The organism is Marinomonas sp. ABL3_031, from assembly GCF_056161265.1.
The window spans coordinates 86960-107853 of record NZ_JBSWYU010000005.1; the positions used below are offsets into that span (position 1 = coordinate 86960).

19 protein-coding genes are annotated in these 20894 nt (G+C 43.2%); 7 read left to right on the forward strand and 12 right to left on the reverse strand.

Annotation, left to right across the window (positions count from 1 at the left end):
- Positions 1-128: 128 nt before the first annotated feature.
- The 3 genes from ACXAH2_RS07720 to ACXAH2_RS07730 form a co-directional block, all read right to left on the reverse strand.
- Positions 129-1316, reverse strand: a complete 1188-nt coding sequence (locus ACXAH2_RS07720) for a quaternary amine ABC transporter ATP-binding protein (RefSeq protein ID WP_475077641.1) — start codon at positions 1314-1316, stop codon at positions 129-131.
- Positions 1306-2208: an ABC transporter permease gene (locus ACXAH2_RS07725; protein ID WP_475077643.1), complete on the reverse strand. Its 903-nt coding sequence runs from the start codon at positions 2206-2208 to the stop codon at positions 1306-1308. Before ACXAH2_RS07725 ends, ACXAH2_RS07720 begins: the two co-directional genes overlap by 11 nt.
- 82 nt (positions 2209-2290) lie before the next feature.
- Complete coding sequence (locus ACXAH2_RS07730) at positions 2291-3295, reverse strand: ABC transporter substrate-binding protein (protein ID WP_475077645.1); 1005 nt, start codon at positions 3293-3295, stop codon at positions 2291-2293.
- 564 nt (positions 3296-3859) lie between these two features.
- On the opposite strand from ACXAH2_RS07730, the gene ACXAH2_RS07735 reads away from it, so the two are divergent.
- Positions 3860-4054, forward strand: coding sequence for a TIGR03643 family protein (locus ACXAH2_RS07735; protein ID WP_475077646.1), 195 nt, complete (start codon positions 3860-3862; stop codon positions 4052-4054).
- 68 nt (positions 4055-4122) lie between these two features.
- On the opposite strand, the gene ACXAH2_RS07740 is transcribed toward ACXAH2_RS07735, so the two are convergent.
- The 4 genes from ACXAH2_RS07740 to ACXAH2_RS07755 form a co-directional block, all read right to left on the reverse strand.
- The gene (locus ACXAH2_RS07740; protein ID WP_475077647.1) at positions 4123-5322 is read right to left on the reverse strand and encodes a putative manganese transporter; all 1200 of its coding nucleotides are present in this window, start codon (positions 5320-5322) and stop codon (positions 4123-4125) included.
- A gap of 368 nt (positions 5323-5690) precedes the next feature.
- On the reverse strand, positions 5691-7571 hold the full coding sequence (dxs, locus tag ACXAH2_RS07745; RefSeq protein ID WP_475077823.1) for a 1-deoxy-D-xylulose-5-phosphate synthase: 1881 nt from the start codon (positions 7569-7571) through the stop codon (positions 5691-5693).
- Positions 7572-7619: 48 nt separating this feature from the next.
- On the reverse strand, positions 7620-8501 hold the full coding sequence (gene ispA / locus ACXAH2_RS07750) for a (2E,6E)-farnesyl diphosphate synthase (RefSeq protein WP_475077649.1): 882 nt from the start codon (positions 8499-8501) through the stop codon (positions 7620-7622).
- Positions 8498-8740: an exodeoxyribonuclease VII small subunit gene (locus tag ACXAH2_RS07755; protein WP_353667528.1), complete on the reverse strand. Its 243-nt coding sequence runs from the start codon at positions 8738-8740 to the stop codon at positions 8498-8500. The genes ispA and ACXAH2_RS07755 overlap by 4 nt, the downstream gene beginning before the upstream one ends.
- 171 nt (positions 8741-8911) lie before the next feature.
- Between ACXAH2_RS07755 and pomA the strand changes: the two genes are divergently transcribed.
- From pomA to dapB, 3 genes are all read left to right on the forward strand, one after another.
- On the forward strand, positions 8912-9667 hold the full coding sequence (pomA, locus tag ACXAH2_RS07760) for a flagellar motor protein PomA (protein WP_475077651.1): 756 nt from the start codon (positions 8912-8914) through the stop codon (positions 9665-9667).
- A 25-nt stretch (positions 9668-9692) separates the two neighbouring features.
- Positions 9693-10682: a flagellar motor protein MotB gene (locus ACXAH2_RS07765; protein ID WP_475077652.1), complete on the forward strand. Its 990-nt coding sequence runs from the start codon at positions 9693-9695 to the stop codon at positions 10680-10682.
- Between the two features lie 121 nt (positions 10683-10803).
- Positions 10804-11604 carry a 4-hydroxy-tetrahydrodipicolinate reductase gene (dapB, locus tag ACXAH2_RS07770; RefSeq protein WP_475077653.1) on the forward strand — a complete coding sequence of 267 codons (801 nt, stop codon included), beginning with the start codon at positions 10804-10806 and terminating at the stop codon, positions 11602-11604.
- Positions 11605-11738: 134 nt separating this feature from the next.
- Here the strand turns inward: dapB and ACXAH2_RS07775 are convergent, their stop codons facing one another.
- The 4 genes from ACXAH2_RS07775 to ACXAH2_RS07790 form a co-directional block, all read right to left on the reverse strand.
- The gene (locus ACXAH2_RS07775) at positions 11739-12221 is read right to left on the reverse strand and encodes a MarR family winged helix-turn-helix transcriptional regulator (RefSeq protein WP_475077654.1); all 483 of its coding nucleotides are present in this window, start codon (positions 12219-12221) and stop codon (positions 11739-11741) included.
- Between the two features lie 165 nt (positions 12222-12386).
- Positions 12387-13787: a deoxyribodipyrimidine photo-lyase gene (gene phrB / locus ACXAH2_RS07780; protein ID WP_475077655.1), complete on the reverse strand. Its 1401-nt coding sequence runs from the start codon at positions 13785-13787 to the stop codon at positions 12387-12389.
- A gap of 36 nt (positions 13788-13823) precedes the next feature.
- A complete protein-coding gene (locus ACXAH2_RS07785; protein ID WP_475077657.1) occupies positions 13824-14801 on the reverse strand; it encodes a YbgA family protein in 978 nt (325 codons plus the stop codon).
- 11 nt (positions 14802-14812) lie between these two features.
- A complete protein-coding gene (locus ACXAH2_RS07790) occupies positions 14813-15841 on the reverse strand; it encodes an NAD(P)/FAD-dependent oxidoreductase (protein ID WP_475077659.1) in 1029 nt (342 codons plus the stop codon).
- A 190-nt stretch (positions 15842-16031) separates the two neighbouring features.
- On the opposite strand from ACXAH2_RS07790, the gene ACXAH2_RS07795 reads away from it, so the two are divergent.
- The gene (locus ACXAH2_RS07795; RefSeq protein WP_475077661.1) at positions 16032-16961 is read left to right on the forward strand and encodes a MerR family transcriptional regulator; all 930 of its coding nucleotides are present in this window, start codon (positions 16032-16034) and stop codon (positions 16959-16961) included.
- 87 nt (positions 16962-17048) lie between these two features.
- A complete protein-coding gene (locus tag ACXAH2_RS07800; protein WP_475077663.1) occupies positions 17049-17288 on the forward strand; it encodes a DUF2061 domain-containing protein in 240 nt (79 codons plus the stop codon).
- 72 nt (positions 17289-17360) lie between these two features.
- On the opposite strand, the gene ACXAH2_RS07805 is transcribed toward ACXAH2_RS07800, so the two are convergent.
- Complete coding sequence (locus tag ACXAH2_RS07805; RefSeq protein WP_475077665.1) at positions 17361-18719, reverse strand: sodium-dependent transporter; 1359 nt, start codon at positions 18717-18719, stop codon at positions 17361-17363.
- Between the two features lie 655 nt (positions 18720-19374).
- On the opposite strand from ACXAH2_RS07805, the gene ACXAH2_RS07810 reads away from it, so the two are divergent.
- Positions 19375-20817 carry an aspartate kinase gene (locus ACXAH2_RS07810; protein ID WP_475077666.1) on the forward strand — a complete coding sequence of 481 codons (1443 nt, stop codon included), beginning with the start codon at positions 19375-19377 and terminating at the stop codon, positions 20815-20817.
- Positions 20818-20894 lie beyond the last annotated feature (77 nt).

The window sequence follows — 20894 nt, forward strand, 5'->3', positions numbered from 1 at the left end:
ACAACATCATTTCGGATTTGGTTTGGCTTTAATCAGCCTGTAATTATGAAAGCCTCAAAAAAGGAAGCATGCGCTTCCTTTTTTATGCTTGGTATCTTTATGATCGAAACATTGCCTAGCTCTGTGCTTTAAGAAGCATCAAAACTCGGACTAAGAACATGGGATAAGGCTTCGTTTGATAAACTGCCTATGACCTTGTTGTCTGCATCCAGTACTGGCAATAAATCGTGATCGGCTTTCAATGCCAGTGGTAAGACAAATTGCAGGTACTCTTTCTTTGTCACACTGGTTTGATGCAATAAAGGAGAGTTTACTTGCCGTGCTAAATAGGCCTGTAATCGATTCTGGCTAATCACACCTTGCAGTGTTTGTTGTTGGGTCCAAATGATAAACTCATGGTTGGTAAAGGCAGGCATGAGATCTTCTGCCTTTTCACAGTCAATGACTAAGCTTAAATCTTTATTCATTATGTGGCTGACTTTGAGTGCTTTTGCACGATTAACGTCCTTAGCGAAGTCGCGTACATAATCGTCGACAGGGTTCAGTATGATGTCTTCTGGCGTGCCGACTTGAATCATCTCGCCGTCTTTTAATACCGCAATGCGGTCACCAAGTCGCAGTGCTTCATCAAGGTCGTGAGTAATGAAGATGATGGTTTTCTGAAGTGTAGCTTGTAGTTCAATCAGTTGTGTTTGCATTTCAAATCGAATTAATGGATCCAGTGCCGAAAAGGCTTCGTCCATCAAGAGAATTTCTGCATCGGTGCAAAGTGCTCGCGCCAGACCGACACGTTGCTGTTGACCGCCTGATAGCTGCGAGGGATATTGATCTTCATAGCCTTCTAAGCCAACTGCTTCTAACCAGTGTTTAGCCTTTTCTTTCCATATTGCAGATTTTTCGCCTTGAATAGACAAGCCATAACCCACGTTATCCAGAACGCAATGGTGCGGCATTAAACCAAAGTGTTGGAATACCATAGACATTTTATGGCGTCGAAATTCAATTAAGTCTTTCGGACTCAAAGTGAGAATATCGTCTCCTTCTACTTTGATCTTACCGGCCGTTGGGTCGATTAGACGATTGAAATGGCGAATAAGAGTTGACTTACCTGAGCCGGATAGACCCATGATAACGAAGATTTCTCCACGGTTTACTGACAAGTTGATATCTCGTAAACCTACAGTGTGACCCGTTTCCGCTAGCACATCGCTTTTGCTCATGCCGTCTTTTACTTTGGGTAAGACTTTTTCAGAATGGGTACCAAATATTTGATATAAGGATTCGATTTCAATCAATGGCGTTGTATTAATGTCCATTTTGATCGCCTCCTAGGTGTTTTTGGGTACGTTTAGCGTAGCTTTGAGACACGCGGTCAAACATGATGGCGAGAGCGACAATGGCCAATCCATTAAGTAAGCCAACGGTAAAATACTGATTGTTGATGGATTGTAGAACTGGTTGTCCCAATCCTTTCACGCCAATCATAGAAGCGATGACAACCATAGCCAGCGCCATCATAATGGTCTGGTTAATGCCTGCCATTATGGTAGGCATAGCAAGTGGTAGCTGAACACCAAACAAACGCTGTGTTGGCGTTGCACCATAGGCGGTTGCGGCTTCCAAAGTCTCATGGGGCACTAAGCGGATACCGAGATTGGTCAAGCGAATAACGGGGGGGATAGCATAGATTACCACAGCAATTAAGCCTGGGATTTTGCCTATACCTAACAGCATGACGACAGGAATTAAGTAAACAAAGGCCGGCATGGTCTGCATGATATCCAATAAGGGGGTGATAATGGATTGTGCCCTTTTGGAACGAGCCATCAAAATCCCGACCGGAATGCCTAATATGATGGCCAAGAAGGTACAGACGGTGATGATGCTGAGGGTGCGCATGGTGTCATCCCACATGCCAAAATAGCCAATCAGCAACATAGAAAGGGTGATGCCAAGACTCAGTTTCCAAGAACGGCTCATAAAGTACACTAGACCTGTAAGTATCCCCAGCACCAACCACCAAGGTGTATTGAGTAATAGGTTTTCAAACCATACTAGGAAACTCAGTAAGGGATCGAAGAAAGCTTCAATCTGATCGCCATAGGTGCGAGAAAAGTCACGGTAAGCACCGTCCAAGGTTTTACGTATTCCCAAAAGTTCTCTGCGGCTCATATCGGGAAATTCAGTGAGCCATGATTGATCTGCCATAGTGTATTCTTTTGATTAAAACAGGAAGGAAAAATCACGAGCAAGGAGTAGGCTTGCTCGTGATGGTTTGCATCAGGAAAACTTATAAATCATCAAGTGCTTTTAGCAGCTTGTCTTTTACATCATTGCTGACCCACTGAGACCAGATGTCTTCATGTTCAAACATGAAGTTTTCAGCAGCGTATTGACCGTCAGCTTGGTTTTCTTCAACCCATGCCAATAAGCCATTCATTTGCTCGTTGGTGAAAGAACGTTTGCTAAGGTATTCATAGGCCTCAGGTGCTTTGTTAGCAAATTCATCTGTGGTGATGGTATACACAGGAGAAGGTGGATACATGGAGACTTTAGGTTCTAAACAATCGGCCAACGCGATACAGTTAATGAAGTCATCTTTGTTGACACCAGAGCCAAAGTCGACTTTGACCATTTTGTATTTACCTAATACGGCTGTTGGTGCCCAGTAGTAACCAAACCAAGGCGCTTTACGCTCATAAGCTTTGGCAATGGAACCCGCAAGACCTGCACCGGAACCTGGATCAATCAGTTCAAAACCCGCTTCTTCAAGCTTAAGGGCGCGGAATAAGTTACCACCAGAAATTTGGCAACCCCAACCCGCAGGACAGCCATAAAAGCCAGAAACCTCATCGTTTTCTGGGTGAGGGAATTCTTTTGCGTGTTTGATGACGCCTTCAATGGTCGCCAGTTCAGGGTCTTCTTCCACCATGTAGGCAGGAACCCAAAAACCTTCTTCACCGCCATCAGAGAGAGATTTGCCTGCCAGCTTTAAACGACCTTCTTCAACACCTTGGTTCAGCACGGCGTTAAAGGAGTTAGTCCAAAGTTCTGGGGCAATGTCAGGCTGACCTTTTTCTATCATGGAAGTACCCGTTGGCATGGTGTCGCCAGGCACCAACTCTGCATCACAATCAAAACCATTACTAAGAATGAATTTGTCGACATTCGCGATGAGAGAAGCTGAGCTCCAATTCATGTCTGCAATCGTGACTTTGCCACATTCGTGGTGAGCCGAAAATGCACCTGTCGTGCCCAAAGAAAAGGCGACAGAAAGCAGTAATTTACTTTTCATTTTTTGTGTCCTTTAGTGAAAATTTCTTATGAAATATTAGGTTCGTTTTTATGGAGTGATGACTATTAATTTACATCTCTAATCTTTATATATCAAATATTTGACGGGTTTTGTTGTGATTATATGTATCTAAAATGGCTTATTTATTTGATTTAAAGAGCATTTTGAGCGGATGTTATCACTTTTAACTAGACTTCTAGTTTAGAGCTGTAATGTTTTTCTTTAAGCTTTAAGCTTTAAGCTTCAAGCTGAGTGATAGAAAGGCTTCCAGAAGAATTGTAGTGGTTTATGGGATGCGCTTAAGAAGCGATGAAGGATGAGTTCATTAAGATGATAAGTGGCTGATGACTTTAGGGTAGGACGAGAATGATTATTTTAAGTTTCAAATTATGGGCAAGAGATTCTGTTCCTAGGTGTTTTTTCGGATTGTTATATTGATGGATGTAAAAAGCTGGTGTTGCTAAGTTGATTCAAGAATATTTGCCATTTTTAAGCTATTTCACAGAGAACGTTGGGCTCTTTATGATGAATTTGTTTGAACCTGATATCTCCTAGGTCATAGCAATGGCGTGGGAAGGCAGAACGCCATTTGAAGCCATTATTAAAGAGTACGGCTTGTCTGAATCAGAAGTAATCGAATTAATGCGCTCAGAAATGCAAGCCTCCCGTTTTAGGAAGTGGCGAAAGCGTGTTTTAGGTCGTAAAACCAAGTATCTTCATCGCCAAATCGAGGTGATTTGCGCTTACCGTTCAAACTGACACAAGCCCAGATCAGCCTATTTTGAGATGTGAGTTACAATATTCTTGTGAAGTGAATTGATATAACGTCATATTTCAAATAACCAATAGTAGCCGTAGCCCGCAATTAGCGCTGGAATACTTGAATAAAGGGTAGCCAGTAACGCCGCTTTTGGAGCCAATGCAATAGCGGGAAACAAGGCATCACCATCATTGCTTATGGCGTTCGCTAATTGGGCTGACAGCGGAATCGCACCTTGAAGATACAAGCCCGTTATCATTATCTGTGGGCCACAACCGGGTAACAATCCAATAATGACAGCGAAAAACACACTGTTACTTTCGAAGTCTTTAATCAAAGCAATGAAGTTGTTCCCAAAATAGTGATTTAACAGTTCAAAGCTTAAAAAAGCGACGATGACCCAGCTGGTAACAAATTGAGTATCTTGCGCCACCTTACGTAGCCAGTGCTTAGGGAGGCGATTGTCGTTTTCTTTGGTTAGTTCACGGAAATGGTCGGTTTTTGCTGACAATACCCATAATAGAAGGCAAGTAAAACCTGCGATGGCGCCCATTTCTTCGATTAGTTGATCTGGAAATCCAAGCAATAGATTGACGTCATATTGCATTGCTAACAATAGTGCCACCAGTGTGACTGGAAGGATCAATAAGCACCAAAAGGCGATGTTGATACGACTTACCCAAATATCCATTGATGTTGTTTGGATATCTTCGCTTTTGTCTGTTTGATTACCTAGCATATTGTCATCATAAGAGTCTTGTTTAGGGCGTGGGCAGGGCAAGAAATTCTGTGTAATAACTCCCGACGCAATGCCGACTAACAGACTGATGGGCAACACTATAAAGGCTTGTTGGGGGCGCTGGCTGATGAGCAGAAAAGCAGCGTCTCCCATAGTACTGGTGAGTACGGTGACCACTGCGCCAAAACCAATTTTTCCTCTGGTGTATTGGGTAATCACTACAATGGCACCACCGCATCCAGGCAAGATCCCCATGAGCCCAGCATAGAGTATTTCTCGATGCGTTTTTTGATTGATCCAATTTTGCCATCCGGCTGTGTTGATATGGTGGATCATTCCGTAGTAAATCGCCAAGGTGGCAGCAACAAAGGCGGATACCTGTAAAAAGGAATCTGAAAGTACACCCGTTACCCTAGTTTGAAAGTCTGGGAGCAGCCACGCGCTTAACACGGCTAATACTATGAGATAACGCTTATTGAATTGAGTTAAGCGAAAAACATGATTTGCGAGAGGTAGATTCAAATGCAAAGTTCATAACCTTTAAGTATAATAAAAGTAATTATCATTTATATTCGTATTAATGCAAACGATTTCTTTATTCAGGTATAGGATTTATTTACCAAACGGATTCAAGCTGGATAAAAACTGATAAAAAGCAGCGGTCAGTTTGTTCATACCATAAATGAGGATTATGTTTAATGGGGAATGGGGAATGGGGAATGGGGAGAAAGGAATTCTGATACTTTCTAATTGTTATCCGTTGTTGTTAATTGGATTACGACAGCTCAAAAGCATCAAAAAATCCTCTGTGTACTTAGACGCAGAGGATTTTTTGATGGGGTTGCAATAGTATTAAAACACTGACTATTTAAGATGGGGCAGACTGAAACGAACCATCAGTTGAAACTGGCCAGTTTCGTTTTGATGCTATTAATAATACCTTGTGAGTCCAGACCTACTCGTTTCAGCATAGCTTGATGACTGGCGTGTTCTTCGTACTGATCCGGTAAGCCTAAATGCAAAACAGGAACATGAATGTTATTCGCTAATAAGAATTCACTTACAGCGGAGCCTGCTCCACCCATAATGGCGTTTTCTTCTACTGTGACCAATAACTTAGCTGCCTTGTTCTCCAATATGACTTGTTCATCTAAAGGTTTCACAAAACGCATATCGATTAAGCTAGCGTCCAGTGACTCAGCAGCCTCGAGGGCATCGTATGTGGGACGGCCAAAGCTGCAAATGACAACGCCAGATTGGCCTTCGCGTAGTTGTCGAGATTTACCTATAGTAATGGTTTCCAGTGATTCATCAATGTCGACACCAGGGCCAGTGCCACGAGGGTAGCGAACGGCTGCTGGGCCTTGATATTGATAACCAGTCTGCAGCATTTTGCGGCATTCGTTTTCATCCGAAGGAGCCATAACCACCATGTTGGGAATACAACGCAAATAGCTTAAGTCATAAGCGCCTGCGTGAGTTGGACCGTCTTCACCAACCAGGCCTGCGCGATCAATAGCAAACAAAACATCTAAGTTTTGCAGTGCAACATCGTGGATCAATTGATCATAGGCTCGTTGTAAGAAGGTAGAGTAAATGGCCACCACAGGTTTTACACCATCACAAGCCATACCGGCGGCTAGAGTAACCGCATGCTGTTCGGCAATGGCCACATCAAAGTATCTTTCTGGGAAACGTTCAGCGAAGGCAATTAGATCAGAGCCTTCTTTCATGGCGGGTGTGATCGCGGCCAATTTATCATCTTGTTGAGCGGCATCACAAACCCATTGACCAAATACATTACAGTATTTTGGCAGTTTACTGCTGACTTTGTTTGGTACCGGATCAGGTTCGATTTTATTAATGGCATGATAACCGATTGGGTCGCCTTCAGCGGGCTCAAACCCCTTGCCTTTTTTGGTAATCACATGCAAAAACTGTGGGCCTTCACGGTCTTTTAAATTGGCGATGGTGGTGAGTAGGTGATCAATATCATGACCGTCAATTGGGCCAATATAATTAAAGCCAAGCTCTTCAAACATCATGCCAGGGGACACCATGCCTTTCATATGTTCTTCTGCTTTGCGAGCTAGCTCAAGCGCCGACGGAAGTCCTGAAAAGACTTTTTGACCACCTTTGCGAATGCTGTCATAGGTTTTACTAGCCCAAATTCTGGCAAAGTAGCTAGATAGGGCGCCAACGGGTTTGGAGATAGACATTTCGTTATCATTAAGAATGACTAGCATGTCAGCATTTTCGTGTCCTGCGTGGTTTAGCGCCTCAAAAGCCATGCCAGCAGACATGGCGCCATCACCTATCACCGCAACGGCTTTACGACCTGTATTGAATTGTTTGGCGGCCAGTGCCATACCTAAAGCGGCACCGATGGAAGTACTTGAGTGTCCGACACCAAAGGTGTCGTACTGGCTTTCTTCACGTTTAGGGAAACCTGAAATACCCTTTTCTTGTCGGATCTTAAGCAGTGCTTCACGTCGCCCAGTCAATATCTTATGAGGGTAAGCTTGATGACCAACATCCCATACTATACGGTCTTCAGGTGTATGGTAGATATAATGCAGAGCGACCGTTAATTCCACTACGCCAAGTCCCGCACCGAAGTGGCCCCCTGTTTGTCCCACACTGTAAAGCATAAATTCTCTCAGCTCATGAATGAGTTGAGGCAGTTGGTCTTTGCTAAAGGCGCGTAAATCTTCAGGTGAATTTACCTGATCAAGTAAGGGAGTAATGGGTCGCGCTGTCGGTATTTCTTCAAACATGGGCACAGGTTTGGTCACAAAATTAATCTAAAAAGGCGGATAAGTATATCAGTGGTTACGCCCAATAATATAGTTAGCAAGCTCAACTAATGGTTGTGCCGACTGACCAAAGGGAGAAATGGCGTTTAATGCTTGCTGATGCAAAGTATTGGCAAAGGCTTGTGCGCCCTCTAACCCCAGCAATTTAGGGTAAGTGGGCTTATTGGCTTGTTCATCCGAAAATTGCTTTTTACCAAGAGTCGTTGTGTCACTAGTGATATCGATAATGTCATCTTGTACTTGAAAAGCCAAACCAATGGCATTGGCATATTGATCAAGTTGTTGCATTTTTTCTGAATTCTGTATGCCAACGCTGATGGCGCCCATACGAATACTGGCACGAATTAATGCGCCAGTTTTGTGTTGGTGCATTTGTTGTAGCGCATCTTTGTCTATAGTTTGACCTACACTTATAAGATCGATCATTTGTCCTGTTACCATACCATGTCGCCCAGATGCGTGAATAAGTTCTTGAATTAATTGAAGTTGCACGTTAGCGTTGGTATGTTGTGAATGACTTAGCAGTTCGAAGGCGAAGGTTTGTAAGGCATCACCAGCTAGTATAGCAGTCGCTTCATCGTACTGAATATGGCAGGTGGGTTTGCCACGACGCAGATCATCGTCATCCATAGCGGGTAAGTCATCATGAATGAGTGAGTAGGCATGAATGGACTCAATGGCCGCGGCGCTAGCATCTGTTAGCTCGTTTATCTCATCAAACAAACTGGCCACGGCATAGGTCAACATGGGGCGAACACGTTTGCCACCATTAAAAAGACTGTAAGCCATGGCTTCTTGTAGATGAGTGGCAGGGACATATTGGTCAAGATGTAGTGTGAGGTAATGATCAACTCGGCGGCGGGCAAATTGTGAAAAATCGTCTAGGGTCACGAACTGGATTCCGGGTCAAAAGTTTCTAAATGCTCACCATCTTGTTTTTCAAGTAAAATCTGAACTTTTTGTTCGGCTTGGGTGAGAACGGACTGACATTCTTGACTGAGTTTAACACCTTTCTCGAAAGCTTTTAGGGCTTCCTCAAGAGAAAGTTGATTTGACTCAAGTTGAGTGACCAAGGCATCAAGCTCGCCAAGGTTTTCTTCAAAGTAGCGGACACTGTTTTTACGTGACATGTTAGTTACTCTTGATAAAACCTACGTTTTTTAACAGAAAAAAGCTTACTGTTCGAGAGAGAATTGATGAAAATTACAAAAATTATGCAAGAAGTTGCCGTTGAAGCTTATTCTTTCATATAGAATCACGATTGTACCAGTTAGAAAAACGCTTTTTGTTAGGAGACGTATGTGGATATCGCAACGTTAATAGGACTTGTTGGATCCTTTATTGTTGTCATCGCAGCCATCTTTGTTGGTGGCTCCGCCGGTATGTTTATAGATACCGCTTCAGTTTTGATTGTAATAGTAGGGTCGACATTTGTTGTGCTAATGCAATATCCATTAGCACAATTTCTAGGCGCAGGGAAAGTCGCCGCAAAAGCTTTCATGTTTAAAAGTGTTCCTTTGGATACTTTGATTGATGAAGTCTACGGTTTGGCTGATGAAGCTCGTAAAGGCGGTTTACTGTCTTTGGAAGGCAAAGAAGTTAGCCATCCTTTTTTATCAAAAGGCATTCAAATGCTGGTGGACGGTCACGACAGTAATGTGGTCAAAAGTCAGCTCAGTAAAGATATGGATCAATCCTATTATCGGCATACCAAGGGCGCAAAAGTCTTTAAAGCGTTCGGTGATGTGGGGCCGGCAATGGGCATGATTGGTACCTTGGTTGGTCTGGTACAAATGTTGGCTAACATGGATGATCCTAAAGCCATAGGCCCAGCAATGGCTGTCGCACTCCTAACCACTATGTATGGTGCTATGTTAGCCAACATGGTGTGTCTTCCTATCCAAGCGAAATTGATGACGCGAGCTGATGAAGAGTTAATTTGTCAGCGTATGATACTCGATGCTCTATTGGCCATTCAGTCTGGTCAAAATCCGCGTATCTTGGATGGCGCATTGAAGACCTATTTGGCAGAAAGTAAACGTGCTGAGCGCGAATAATTTTAAGTAGTAAATGGATTCCACCATGAGTGATGAAGAACAACAAGATTGTCCTGAATGCGAAGAAGGCCTTCCTGCCTACATGGGCACTTTTGCTGACTTAATGGCGTTGTTAATGTGTTTCTTTGTGCTGTTGCTTTCTTTCTCAGAAATGGATGTCATTAAGTTCAAACAAATCGCTGGTTCATTAAGAATGGCTTTTGGTGTGCAACGAGAGATTAGAGCCGACGCTATTCCAATGGGGACTTCGGTCATTGCACAGGAATTCAGCCCAGCGAAGCCGGAACCTACGCCTATTAATGAAGTAAGGCAAAAAGTTGATTCCAAGCCGGAAAATACTTTAGAAGTCTTGTGTAAACCTGAAACGGCTGAACTAAATCAGCAGGAAGATTCTGGTCAACCAGCACCTGTAACTTTTGTTGATAAATCCAAAGCGGATATTGAGCGTGAGAAGAAGATTCAAGAGACCGAAGGGGACGCGCAACAGATTGCCTCTGTGTTACGTGAAGAAATTTCTAAAGGAACGGTTGAAATAGAGACCAAAGAAGAGACCATTACCATACGAATTAAAGATCAAGGGTCGTTTGATTCTGGGTCAGCGGAACTGAATTACGACTTTATTCCTGTGATTGATTTGATACGTGATGTTTTGGTTGGCATTCAAGGGACCATTTCAGTTGAGGGTCATACAGACAACCTGCCGATTCAAAGTCGACAGTTTCGTTCCAATTGGCAGCTTTCGGCGGCACGTGCTATCTCTGTTGCAGAAGAATTATTTTCTACTGGGCAATTAAGTCAGAACCGTTTCTCCGTAACGGGCTTTGCCGATACTCGACCTTTGGTGCCGAACGACAGTGTGGCAAATCGAGCAACCAATCGTCGTGTAGAAATTGTGATTAAACAAAATGATGTGCGCCCTCAGATGCGTGATTCTATTGACGATATTCCTTCTGATGGGGTGATCGAGTTTGATCAGTCTATGTTGGACGACCTAGCACCGGATGAAATTTTCTAATAAAAAAAGCCTAAAAAAGGGAGCATTTGCTCCCTTTTTTAGGCTTTTTAGCCATTATAAAGGCTGAGTTTTTCAGGTTTTTTTGCTATGGTTTGCGCAATGAATTTTGAGGGTAGAGTAAATGCGAGTAGCAGTAATTGGCGCGTCTGGGCGCATGGGGAAAAATCTGGTTATGGCTGTGTCTGATATGCAAGGCGTGTCACTTGGCGCAGCTGTATTAAAACCAGGCAGTAGCTTAATTGGTGCGGACGCGGGTGAAATTGCTGGTATTGGAAAATTAGGTGTAGCTGCTGTTGCCAGTTTGGCAGATTGTGTGAATGATTTTGATGTCTTGATCGATTTCACCACGCCTGCATTAACCTTGGAAAATGCCGCTTTCTGTGCGCAACATCAAAAAGCCATTGTGGTGGGGACAACGGGTCTGACGGATGATGAAAAAGCCACCCTAGAAAGTTTTGCAGAACAGTCGCCAGTTGTGTTTGCGCCTAACATGAGTGTGGGGGTGAACCTGACCTTAAAACTGCTTGCTACCGCAGCGCAAATTTTAGGTGATGATTACGATGTGGAAATCGTTGAAGCGCATCATCGTCATAAAGTGGATTCTCCATCTGGTACAGCTTTACGTATGGGAGAAGTGGTTGCTGATGCATTGGGCCGTGATTTAAAAGAATGTGCTGTGTATGGTCGTGAAGGGCAAATTGGACCTCGTACTCAGCAAGAAATTGGCTTTGAAACCATACGTGCAGGAGATGTTGTCGGTGAACACAGTGTGTGGTTCGCAACAGAAGGCGAGCGCATTGAAATTGTACATAAAGCCAGCAGTCGAATGACCTTTGCTAAAGGCGCCGTTCGTGCCGCTCATTGGTTAGAAGGTAAAAATGCTGGTATGTATGACATGCAAGACGTATTGAACCTGAAATAGTCGGTTGTAAAATAAGGACTTCCTTATAGCGACCGAGAGAAAAATGGCCACCTTGATATAAGGTGGCCATTTTTTATTAAGGTTCAAAATAATTTAGATGACTAAGATTTGAAGCTTCTTAGTGGGCAATGTGTTTATTGTAAATCCGGTGCATTGATGTCCAATAAAGGAGCGGCATCAAGAGATTCTGCATCCATCATCATGGCAATGCGTTGTAAAGAAGACAGCACTTGCGTTTGTTCCCAGCCTTCTAATGCTTCAAATTCATTAATGAACTTTTCATGTAACAAAGGTGGAGTGGTTTCCAATACTTCTTTACCGAGATTAGTTAAGCGCGCATTAACAATACGTTTATCCTTTTGGGCTCGAACGCGTTCCACGTATTTGCGGTCTTCTAATCTATTTAAGATGGTGGTCACTGTGGCTTGGCTTAGAGAAACGCTGTCCGAAATACGACGCACTGTTACATCACCTAGCTCCTCAATTGAGCGCAAAACCATGATTTGAGGTATCGTCAATCCACAGGCTTTAACGACACGCTTAGATTGTAAATCTGTTGCGCGAATAATGCGTCTTAGATGAACGAGAACATCATGTAGGTGTTGTGGTGTTGACATAATAATTTCGGATCCAGAAAAAAGCGGATTATAGAGGTTTCATTGCGTCTATGAAAGCCGAGTTTAAAATTATTACAGCTCAAAGTATAGAAGTTGGATGAAAAAATCGAAAGAGTATGGCCGAACTGTTATAGGTTCTCTTGGTTAATACTGTCTGAGCAAGCGCTATGCGAGTTCTTTTAAGTTATCAAAGGCTGCAATAGCCGCTAATCGAGCGGGTTTATAGTCAAGGATTGGCTCTGGATAATGACAGTCTTTTCTTTGTTGTGAGTTCGGATTGTGGATGGACTTGCTGTCTAGCTTGGCCAGTTCTGGTACAAAGCGACGAATAAAATCGCCATTTTTATCATAGTTCTCTGACTGTCTTGTTGGATTAAAGACGCGGAAATAGGGGGCAGCGTCACAACCTGTAGAGGCGCTCCATTGCCAGCCGCCATTATTGGCAGCAAACTCTCCATCAATAAGCTGACGCATAAAATAGGCTTCACCTTTATGCCAATCCGCAAAGAGTAATTTGCAGAAGAAGCTGGCGGTTATCATACGTAAACGATTGTGCATCCATCCTGTTTGATTGAGTTGACGCATTGCTGCATCCACAATAGGGAAGCCAGTATTGCCCTGACACCAAGCTTGATACGATTGAACATCATCTTGCCAAATAATGGCATTGGTTTCTGGTTTAAATGGCATGCCTTTATTGAGGTTTGGAAAGTGGTGCATGAGTTGTCTGTAAAAGTCTCGCCAAGCTAGCTCTTTTAACCAAGTGCTGTCTTGCCATGCTCTATTTTCACGAGCACAAGTATCATGTATGGCTTGCAGACATTGTCTTGGCCCGAGTGCACCTAGGGCGAGATAAGGTGACAATGTGCTGGTAGCAGGTAAGGCTGGAAAGTCACGGTCACTATCATAATGCCGTTCTTTGTGACGACAGAATTGCCAGAGTTTTTGTTGAGCAATGGTTAGGTCCGCAGGCCATAGGTCATCTCGAAAGCTGTACTTATCAAGCTTTGGTATAGGCTGGACCGATAACGCATTGCCCTGTTGTGCAGGAGCCGGAAGAGGGGTTGGGTCTTGTTGAGACAACAGACTCAGCCAGCGTTTAAAGAAGGGCGTAAAGACTTTAAAGGAGGTGTTTTGTTGGCTCAGCACCGCCTGCGACACAATTAAATCGGCAGCTTGTGGATGGCAAGTGATACTGAGTTCAAGCAGCTCTTGTTGCACCGTTTTATCACGGTTGGCTTCATCGAGGGCAAGCTCTTGGTTATACCATAAGTGTTGTATACTAAGTTGCTCACATAGAGTGTAAATTTTATCAATCAGTTCGGTGAAGTAGTCCGCGACAATATAGTGAACCGGAATCCCTAACTGCGCCAAATCTTTGCAAAGATTGTCCATCAAACCAAGGCGTAAGCCAGTTTTAGCCGCTGACTCATTGTGTTTTTGCCATTGTGCTTGGGTGATTGTGAATAACACAGCCACATTTCCTTGTAAGGATGCATTGAAAAGTGCTGGGTTATCCAACATTCTCAGATCGTTTCTTAGCCAAACAAGATGTTGGATCTTCATACTACTTTGCGTTCCTCTTGTGCTCATTAGGCAGAGTTATACTGTATTACGAATGCCCAATGGGCTTGGGTAAGGTGTTAAATAGCTTTGTTTTCTAATGTATTCGCTGCCGTGATGTTTTAGATAGTGGTGTAATAAGGCAATCGGTGTTGCTAAATTCACTTCGCCACGACGATATTGCTCTACAACATCAAGAATGTCTTTTCGTACGGATACATCCACACTGTGTTTTAAATAGCCCACTAGGTGCATTAAAACATTGCAATGGTTTTTACGTTTTGCGGGTTTAGAAAGGCAAGTCATGAGCCTGGTAAAATACATCTCTTTTAGTTCCTGGATTGGCCTTGGATCATTGCCTGATAATAATCGACCTAATTCGCGATAAACGGGTTGAGAGTGCGCCATCACCATGTATTTATAACGACTGTGAAAGGCAATCAAATCATGCATGCTGGGTTCTTCAGGCACACTGTGTCGAAAGTCATGATGCGTAAATACGCGCAGCAAGAAGTTTTCTCGCAAATGAGCGTCATTCAAACGACCATCTTCCTCAATCGGTAATAATGGGTATTTTTCCATTAAGGCCTTGGTAAACAAGCCAGCACTGCGCTGCATGTGAGGGTGGCCATTTGCTTGGTATACCTTGATACGCTCCATGCCACAGCTAGGAGAATTTTTCATCACTATGTAACCGTCTAAATGAGACAATTTATCAAGATAATCGGCGCTGCCTTTTACAAAACGATCGGTTAGATCCTCACTCATGTCTTTGGTGAAGGTCATGGTTGGATGATTTGGATCGCCTTCTAAACGAACGGTTGGACGTGGAGTGCCAAATCCAGCCGCCACTTCTGGACAGAAGGTTTGGTAGTCAAAATAGTCTCCCAACACTTGGTCGCAGTAATAGGAGCGACTGTGACCACCATTAAAGCGTACATTGTCGCCCAGTAAGCAAGCACTGATGCCAACTGGTATTTTGTGATCTTGGGTTGAATGAGTAACTGAATGAGACATATTAACTCTCCTTAAAGCTTGCTGTTCTGGCCTTTTGAGCTTTCAATGATCCAATCCGTTAAAGTTAGGGCGCTTATCAATGCGCCTTCAGCGTCTCCTTGACAAAGCCAATCGCCGGCAAGACCAACTTGATTTTCTGGCGACCAGGCGAAGGTTTTATTGCCGCGATTTTCCGCATAACGGCTGAAGAACCAGCGATGCGGTTCACCGCGCTGCAAAATTCTCTGTTCTGTATGTTCCGCAAATTCTTTACAAATTTGTTGAGCAATCCACTCCTTATCTTGATCAAGGTGTTCAGCCGTCCAATCGGCTGAAGTTTGAATGACCCAACGATCATTATGCTGACCGTTACGAGCAGGCTTATGGTTGTCTTTGACCATACGTTGAATAAAAGATTTTTTGGGCTCTACTAATGCCTTTAAATCACTTGCTTGCGTTTCCAACCATATGGACCACTGAGAAAAATAGTCTTTACAAGCCTGATTAGCACGCAATAACAACACTGCTAGGTCAGCATTGGTGGCAAGTAACATGGCTGCCTGATGTGCCGGTGTGGCGATAATGAGATTAGGTGCTAATACACAACTTTGGTATTTATCATTGCGAAGTACCCAGTACCGTTCACCATTTTTATTGATTCTATCCAGCTGATGTACCTTGGTGTTGGTAATGAGATGAGCATGGTGTAACCAATGACGCGTAATGCTACTCATTTTAGGGGTACCAACGTAGGCGATTGCTTCTTTTGAGCTGGCTTGCTGCCAAGGGCTTGCTAGATTTTGTTTACTTAATTGCTCAAATAGTCTTTGTGTAGAAGCTTGGCTGGCGAGAATAAAGGGCGTTCCCAATTCACAGCTATCTGTATCATTAATGCGTTTACTGCCTGCTCGCCCACCTGATCCTCTACTCTTGTCTAACACGCAAACAGATAAACCCGCTCTGGTCAATTGTTCGGCGCACAAGCTGCCTGCTAAACCAGCGCCGATAATGGCGACATCATATTGCTTAAGTTCTGGTTGTTGAGTGGCTGATGTATCCATGAATTTTTGCCTCTGCAAAATATTTTCTTATACAATATAGTTTTTTGTATAGGAAAATCAATAAACTTATACAAAAAAGAAATTGTATAGTTTTTGTTGGTGTTTTAAGTTTAGACCAGTATGGGAAGTTTGCTCGTTATGAGCGGTCTTCCCAACTGAAACAATGAGTATGAGACCCGTGGACAGTGAAATGAATGAAGCAGATGGAAAACCTTCCGAAAAGAAACTGCAGGACAATAAGTTAGCAGAGGCATCGGCAAGCGGTTTATTTCCTATTCGAGAGTTATCTCAACAAACTGGGGTGAATTCAGTGACCTTGCGCGCTTGGGAGCGCCGCTATGGCTTGTTGAAACCGAAACGGACAACGAAAGGCCATCGTCTTTACGACCACAGCCACATACTAAGAGTTGAAGCGATTCTGAAATGGATTCAACAGGGGGTAGCGGTTAGTAAGGTGCGAGCTTTGTTGGATCAAAGTAATGAACAAGATTCTATTCCCTCAACTCTCTCATCGGACAGCGAATGGCAAGCGTTCAGAATTCAGCTTATTCAGGCGGCGCAAAGGATGAATGCAACCAAGATAGAACAATTATATCGGCAAGTTTTTTCTCAATATCCAGCGGAGATCGCTATTCGCGATTGGCTATTGCCTGCTTTGGAAAGAATGAATAGAGGCGCATCCTTATCTTTTGTTGAAGCGGTTTTGACTGCTTGTTTATTGGATCGAGTTAGCAGTTTGAAGGGGCAGCAAAATAAGGCACAGAAGAGTGTTTTGATACTTGGTTTAAGTAACCAAAAGCTGCTTTGGGGGTATTTGGCTGCAGCCATATTTCTGGATAAAGGTGTGCGATGTCAAGTGGTGATGTCGTGTGCTAATACTGTTGAGTGGTCATCATTGGTGGAGAACCTAGAAGCAAACACCATACTGGCTTTTTGTGAAAACGATTCATCAAGCCGTGCTGAAGAGTTGATAATGGAAATGGCTGCTTGGCGGCGACATACCGTGGCGTTGGGGGCTGGATTTTGGCTGGCAACGCAAGATAGCAAACCAGTAGAATGGGTGAAAGTGGTTTCTGAGGTTTGGGATGGAGTGCAAACTTGTTTATCTAAGATACAATAAAAACTATCAAAGTAATTTAATTAATAAATTTTAAGAATTTTATTTTTCCTTCTAATATAAAAATTAAATCAAATGGGAGGAATTGTTATGACTAAAACTATTACATTTGCTGTGATGCATTTTTCGATCGCCTTTACTGTGGCATACCTGATTACTGGAAGTTTTCTAGTGGGTGGTTTGGTTGCCGTGGTGGAACCCGCTATCAATACAGTGGCTTTTTACTTTCATGAAATGATTTGGACTAAACTGTCCCAGTCTAAAACGGCGGCAGACTTTAAACAGTCCATACAAAATGCCAGTGAAAGCTACGCGTTGCGCTCAATATGAATATCAACAATCAAGTATAAAATGCCGCTATCAAGAAAGATAAGCGGCATTTTTTACCAGGTATCTGGTTGATTAACTCAGTGGATTGATCAAGAAATAGAGAACAACGGCAACGGCGACAGGGGCTGTAAACTTCATTGAGATGTTCCATAGCTTGTAAATGCCTGTTGATAATTGCAGTTCTTCTTGAGCGAACTTATCTTTTACTACCCAACCAGCAAACAGTGAAATCAAAATACCACCAAGCGGTAGCATGATGTTAGCTGTGATGTAATCTAAGAAGTCGAACGTGTTTTTACCGAAGAAGGTCACTTCAGACATGAAGTTGAATGAACCTAGGCACGCAATACCCAATGCCCAAACCAGGATACCTAAACTGATAGACGCGGTCAGTCGGCTCAATTTGAACTTCTCTACCAAGAAAGCCACAGTGGGTTCTAGTAGTGAGATAGCGGATGTCCAGGCAGCAACACCCACCAGCACAAAGAATAAAGTACCGAACAACTGACCAAATGGCATTTGACCGAAAGCAACTGGCAAGGAAATGAACATTAGGCCTGGGCCCGAACCTGGATCCATGTTATTTGAGAAGATGATTGGAAAGATCGCAAGACCAGCAATTAATGCGACCAAAGTATCCAAAGCTCCTATGGTCAATACGGTTTTACCAATAGACGCTTGTTTTGTCATATAAGAACCGTATGCCATGATGGTTCCCATGCCTAAGGATAGGGTAAAGAATGAATGGCCTAGAGCGATCAGAGCAGAGTTCCATGTTAACGCACTGAAGTCAAAGTGGAACATGAAGTTCCAGCCGTCACCGAAGCTACCCGTTGTTGTCGCGTAACCTAAAAGGATAAGCAATAAAACAAATAGAGCAGGCATCATAATGCGAGTTACTGTTTCAATACCTTTGTTGACACCTGCCGCCACTACGGCCACTGTCATGATGCTAAACAGGGTGTGCCATAATAGTAATGTTGCAGGGTCTTCAAGCAAACGACCAAATGCTGCGCCTGCTTGATCTGAGGTAATGTCAAGCATTTCGCCTGTTAGCATGATTTTGATGTAATGCAGCACCCAGCCGCCAACAACAGAATAGAAAGAAAAAATCAAGACGCCAGACAACATGCCCATCATACCAATGATGCTCCAAGATTTAGAGCCGGCTGATTCGGCAGCCACGTCGGTTAGTGCGTTAATTGGATTTTTACGTGCACGACGACCGATGAAAACTTCTGCCATCATGATTGGGATACCCACTAACAGAATGCAGGCTAGGTAAACTAATACAAATGCACCGCCACCATTCTCACCTGTGATGTAAGGGAATTTCCAGATATTACCTAGACCCACCGCTGAGCCTGTTGCTGCCAGAATGAAAATCCAACGGCTAGCCCAAGAGCCTTGGATTGATGTTTTATTATTCATAGTTATCTCTATTTTGTTAAAACCTATTTCGCTTATCGAAGGAAGAGTGTTGATGTCTTGACCTCAATGGAGCAAGGCAAAACGAGATTCATTGATACAAGTCGAGTGATCAATTTTTCTCATCTTCGATTAGGGGGCGGATTCTCCGAATTTTAACGACTAGATGCAATAGAAAAAGCGTCTTTTTTGTCATGATGTCTATTTTTCGACTCTTTTTTGTGCATTTTTTTGATGAGTGAATCGTTATAAAAATCTATTTTTTTAGAGCTTTTAGAGAATTTCCATACGCCTCTGAACAAGGGAAAGTAATGATGTGGTGCGTTTTTATTTTTTTGCTCAAAAAAAGATCACCTTTAATCTCTGTTTTAGGGCAGCCGCTTTGTTTCTTTGATATATTGTAAAGTATTGCGATTCATCTGCGAGTTCAATTCCAAAATCACGGATAAAATCAGTCAAAAACTTAGACGTTCTTGGTTGCAAATACTAAGTACTTTTGGTTGCAGATAATAAGTACTCTTGGTGGATTGAAAAAGTGAACAAACCGCAAAAATGATGGTAAAAAGTGCTTAAAATTTTTACAGCCTTGTGACACTATAGCGGCAATTTTTTACGTTGTTACTTTTGGGGGTGACCCCAACATAATATTGGATTGGTAATGGGACAACATACAGTTGAGAAGATCGGTGGTACGTCCATGAGTGACTACTGTTCGGTTCGAGATAATATTATTTTTAAACCAGTGCAAACAAACAGTTTGTACAACCGAATTTTTGTGGTGTCCGCTTATGGCGGTATGACGGATAAGCTCCTGGAGCATAAGAAAACGGGTGACGCAGGTGTGTATGCTTTGTTTGCCAAAGAGCGCAAGCAAAATCATTGGTTCCCGGCATTGCAAGAAGTACGTCACGCCATGATGGCAATCAATCATGAGTTGTTTGAAGCTGGCGAATTACGCGATAAAGCCGATGCTTTCTTGGGTAGCCGTTTACAGGATGCACAAGAGTGTTTGGAAGACTTACATCGTCTTTGTCAGCACGGTCACTTTTCCATTAGTGAGCATTTGGCAACCGTGCGAGAAATGCTGGCCAGTATCGGTGAAGCGCACAGTGCGTGGAATACTGCTCATTTATTGCAGCGAGACGGTGTTAATGCTGTGTTTGTTGACTTGACGGGGTGGAACACTTCTTCTCACATGTCTTTGGATGAAAGGATTGTGGATGCTTTTAAAGACATTGATTTGAACAAAGAGCTGCCCATTGCGACAGGCTATGCGCACAGTGAGACAGGCTTGATGTCGACCTTTGATCGTGGCTATAGTGAAATGACTTTCAGTCGTATTGCTGTACTCACTAAAGCTCATGAAGCGGTTATTCATAAAGAATTTCACTTGAGTAGTGCCGACCCACGTCTGGTTGGTGAAGCCAATGCTGTGCCGATTGGTCGAACTAACTATGATGTGGCAGATCAGTTAGCGAACTTGGGGATGGAAGCCATTCATCCTAAAGCGGCGAAAGGTTTACGTCAAAGTGGTATTTCACTGCGCGTTAAGAACACCTTTGAGCCTGAGCATACTGGTACCTTGATCACAGGTGATTATGTTAGCGATGCACCTTGTGTTGAGATCATTGCGGGTTGTCGCGGTGTGTTTGCTGTTGAATTATTTGACCAAGACATGGCAGGTGAGATTGATCAGTTTGATGGCGAGATTTTAAAAGTCTTGAATCAGTTTAATGCACACATTATTGCCAAAGACATTAATGCCAACACCATTACTCATTACTTGGCCATTAACCTAAAGACCTTGAAACGTGTCATGAAGGTATTGAGCGAACGATTTGAAGATGCAGAAATCACGCAACGCAAAGTGGCCATCGTCTCGGCGATTGGTAGTGATATGAAAACCACGGGGATGCTGGCGAAAGCAGTAAAAGCCATTGCTGAGCAAGAGGTAAACGTATTGGCGATGCACCAATCTATGCGCCAGGTGGATATGCAGTTTGTCATTGATGAAGAAGATTACGAAAAAGCCATTTGCAGTTTACATAAAGAGTTGGTGGAAGTTCACAACCATGGAAGCGCCATCTGTTTGGCATCCTAATTGTTGATTACCCTAAATGGAAGGCTCAAATATTTCGCTATTTGAGCCTTTTTTATGTTGGACAGTAAGGGGGGCTG

Coding starts and splice junctions, on each gene's coding strand:
- phrB (WP_475077655.1), bottom strand. CDS start 13,787: ATGAAGATCCAACATCTTGTTTGGCTAAGAAACGATCTGAGAATGTTG.
- ACXAH2_RS07765 (WP_475077652.1), top strand. CDS start 9,693: ATGAGTGATGAAGAACAACAAGATTGTCCTGAATGCGAAGAAGGCCTT.
- dxs (WP_475077823.1), bottom strand. CDS start 7,571: ATGTTTGAAGAAATACCGACAGCGCGACCCATTACTCCCTTACTTGAT.
- ACXAH2_RS07785 (WP_475077657.1), bottom strand. CDS start 14,801: ATGTCTCATTCAGTTACTCATTCAACCCAAGATCACAAAATACCAGTT.
- ACXAH2_RS07720 (WP_475077641.1), bottom strand. CDS start 1,316: ATGGACATTAATACAACGCCATTGATTGAAATCGAATCCTTATATCAA.
- ACXAH2_RS07755 (WP_353667528.1), bottom strand. CDS start 8,740: ATGTCACGTAAAAACAGTGTCCGCTACTTTGAAGAAAACCTTGGCGAG.
- ACXAH2_RS07805 (WP_475077665.1), bottom strand. CDS start 18,719: ATGAATAATAAAACATCAATCCAAGGCTCTTGGGCTAGCCGTTGGATT.
- ACXAH2_RS07800 (WP_475077663.1), top strand. CDS start 17,049: ATGACTAAAACTATTACATTTGCTGTGATGCATTTTTCGATCGCCTTT.
- ACXAH2_RS07725 (WP_475077643.1), bottom strand. CDS start 2,208: ATGGCAGATCAATCATGGCTCACTGAATTTCCCGATATGAGCCGCAGA.
- ACXAH2_RS07790 (WP_475077659.1), bottom strand. CDS start 15,841: ATGGATACATCAGCCACTCAACAACCAGAACTTAAGCAATATGATGTC.
- ACXAH2_RS07730 (WP_475077645.1), bottom strand. CDS start 3,295: ATGAAAAGTAAATTACTGCTTTCTGTCGCCTTTTCTTTGGGCACGACA.
- ACXAH2_RS07775 (WP_475077654.1), bottom strand. CDS start 12,221: ATGTCAACACCACAACACCTACATGATGTTCTCGTTCATCTAAGACGC.
- dapB (WP_475077653.1), top strand. CDS start 10,804: ATGCGAGTAGCAGTAATTGGCGCGTCTGGGCGCATGGGGAAAAATCTG.
- ACXAH2_RS07795 (WP_475077661.1), top strand. CDS start 16,032: ATGAATGAAGCAGATGGAAAACCTTCCGAAAAGAAACTGCAGGACAAT.
- ACXAH2_RS07735 (WP_475077646.1), top strand. CDS start 3,860: ATGGCGTGGGAAGGCAGAACGCCATTTGAAGCCATTATTAAAGAGTAC.
- ACXAH2_RS07810 (WP_475077666.1), top strand. CDS start 19,375: ATGGGACAACATACAGTTGAGAAGATCGGTGGTACGTCCATGAGTGAC.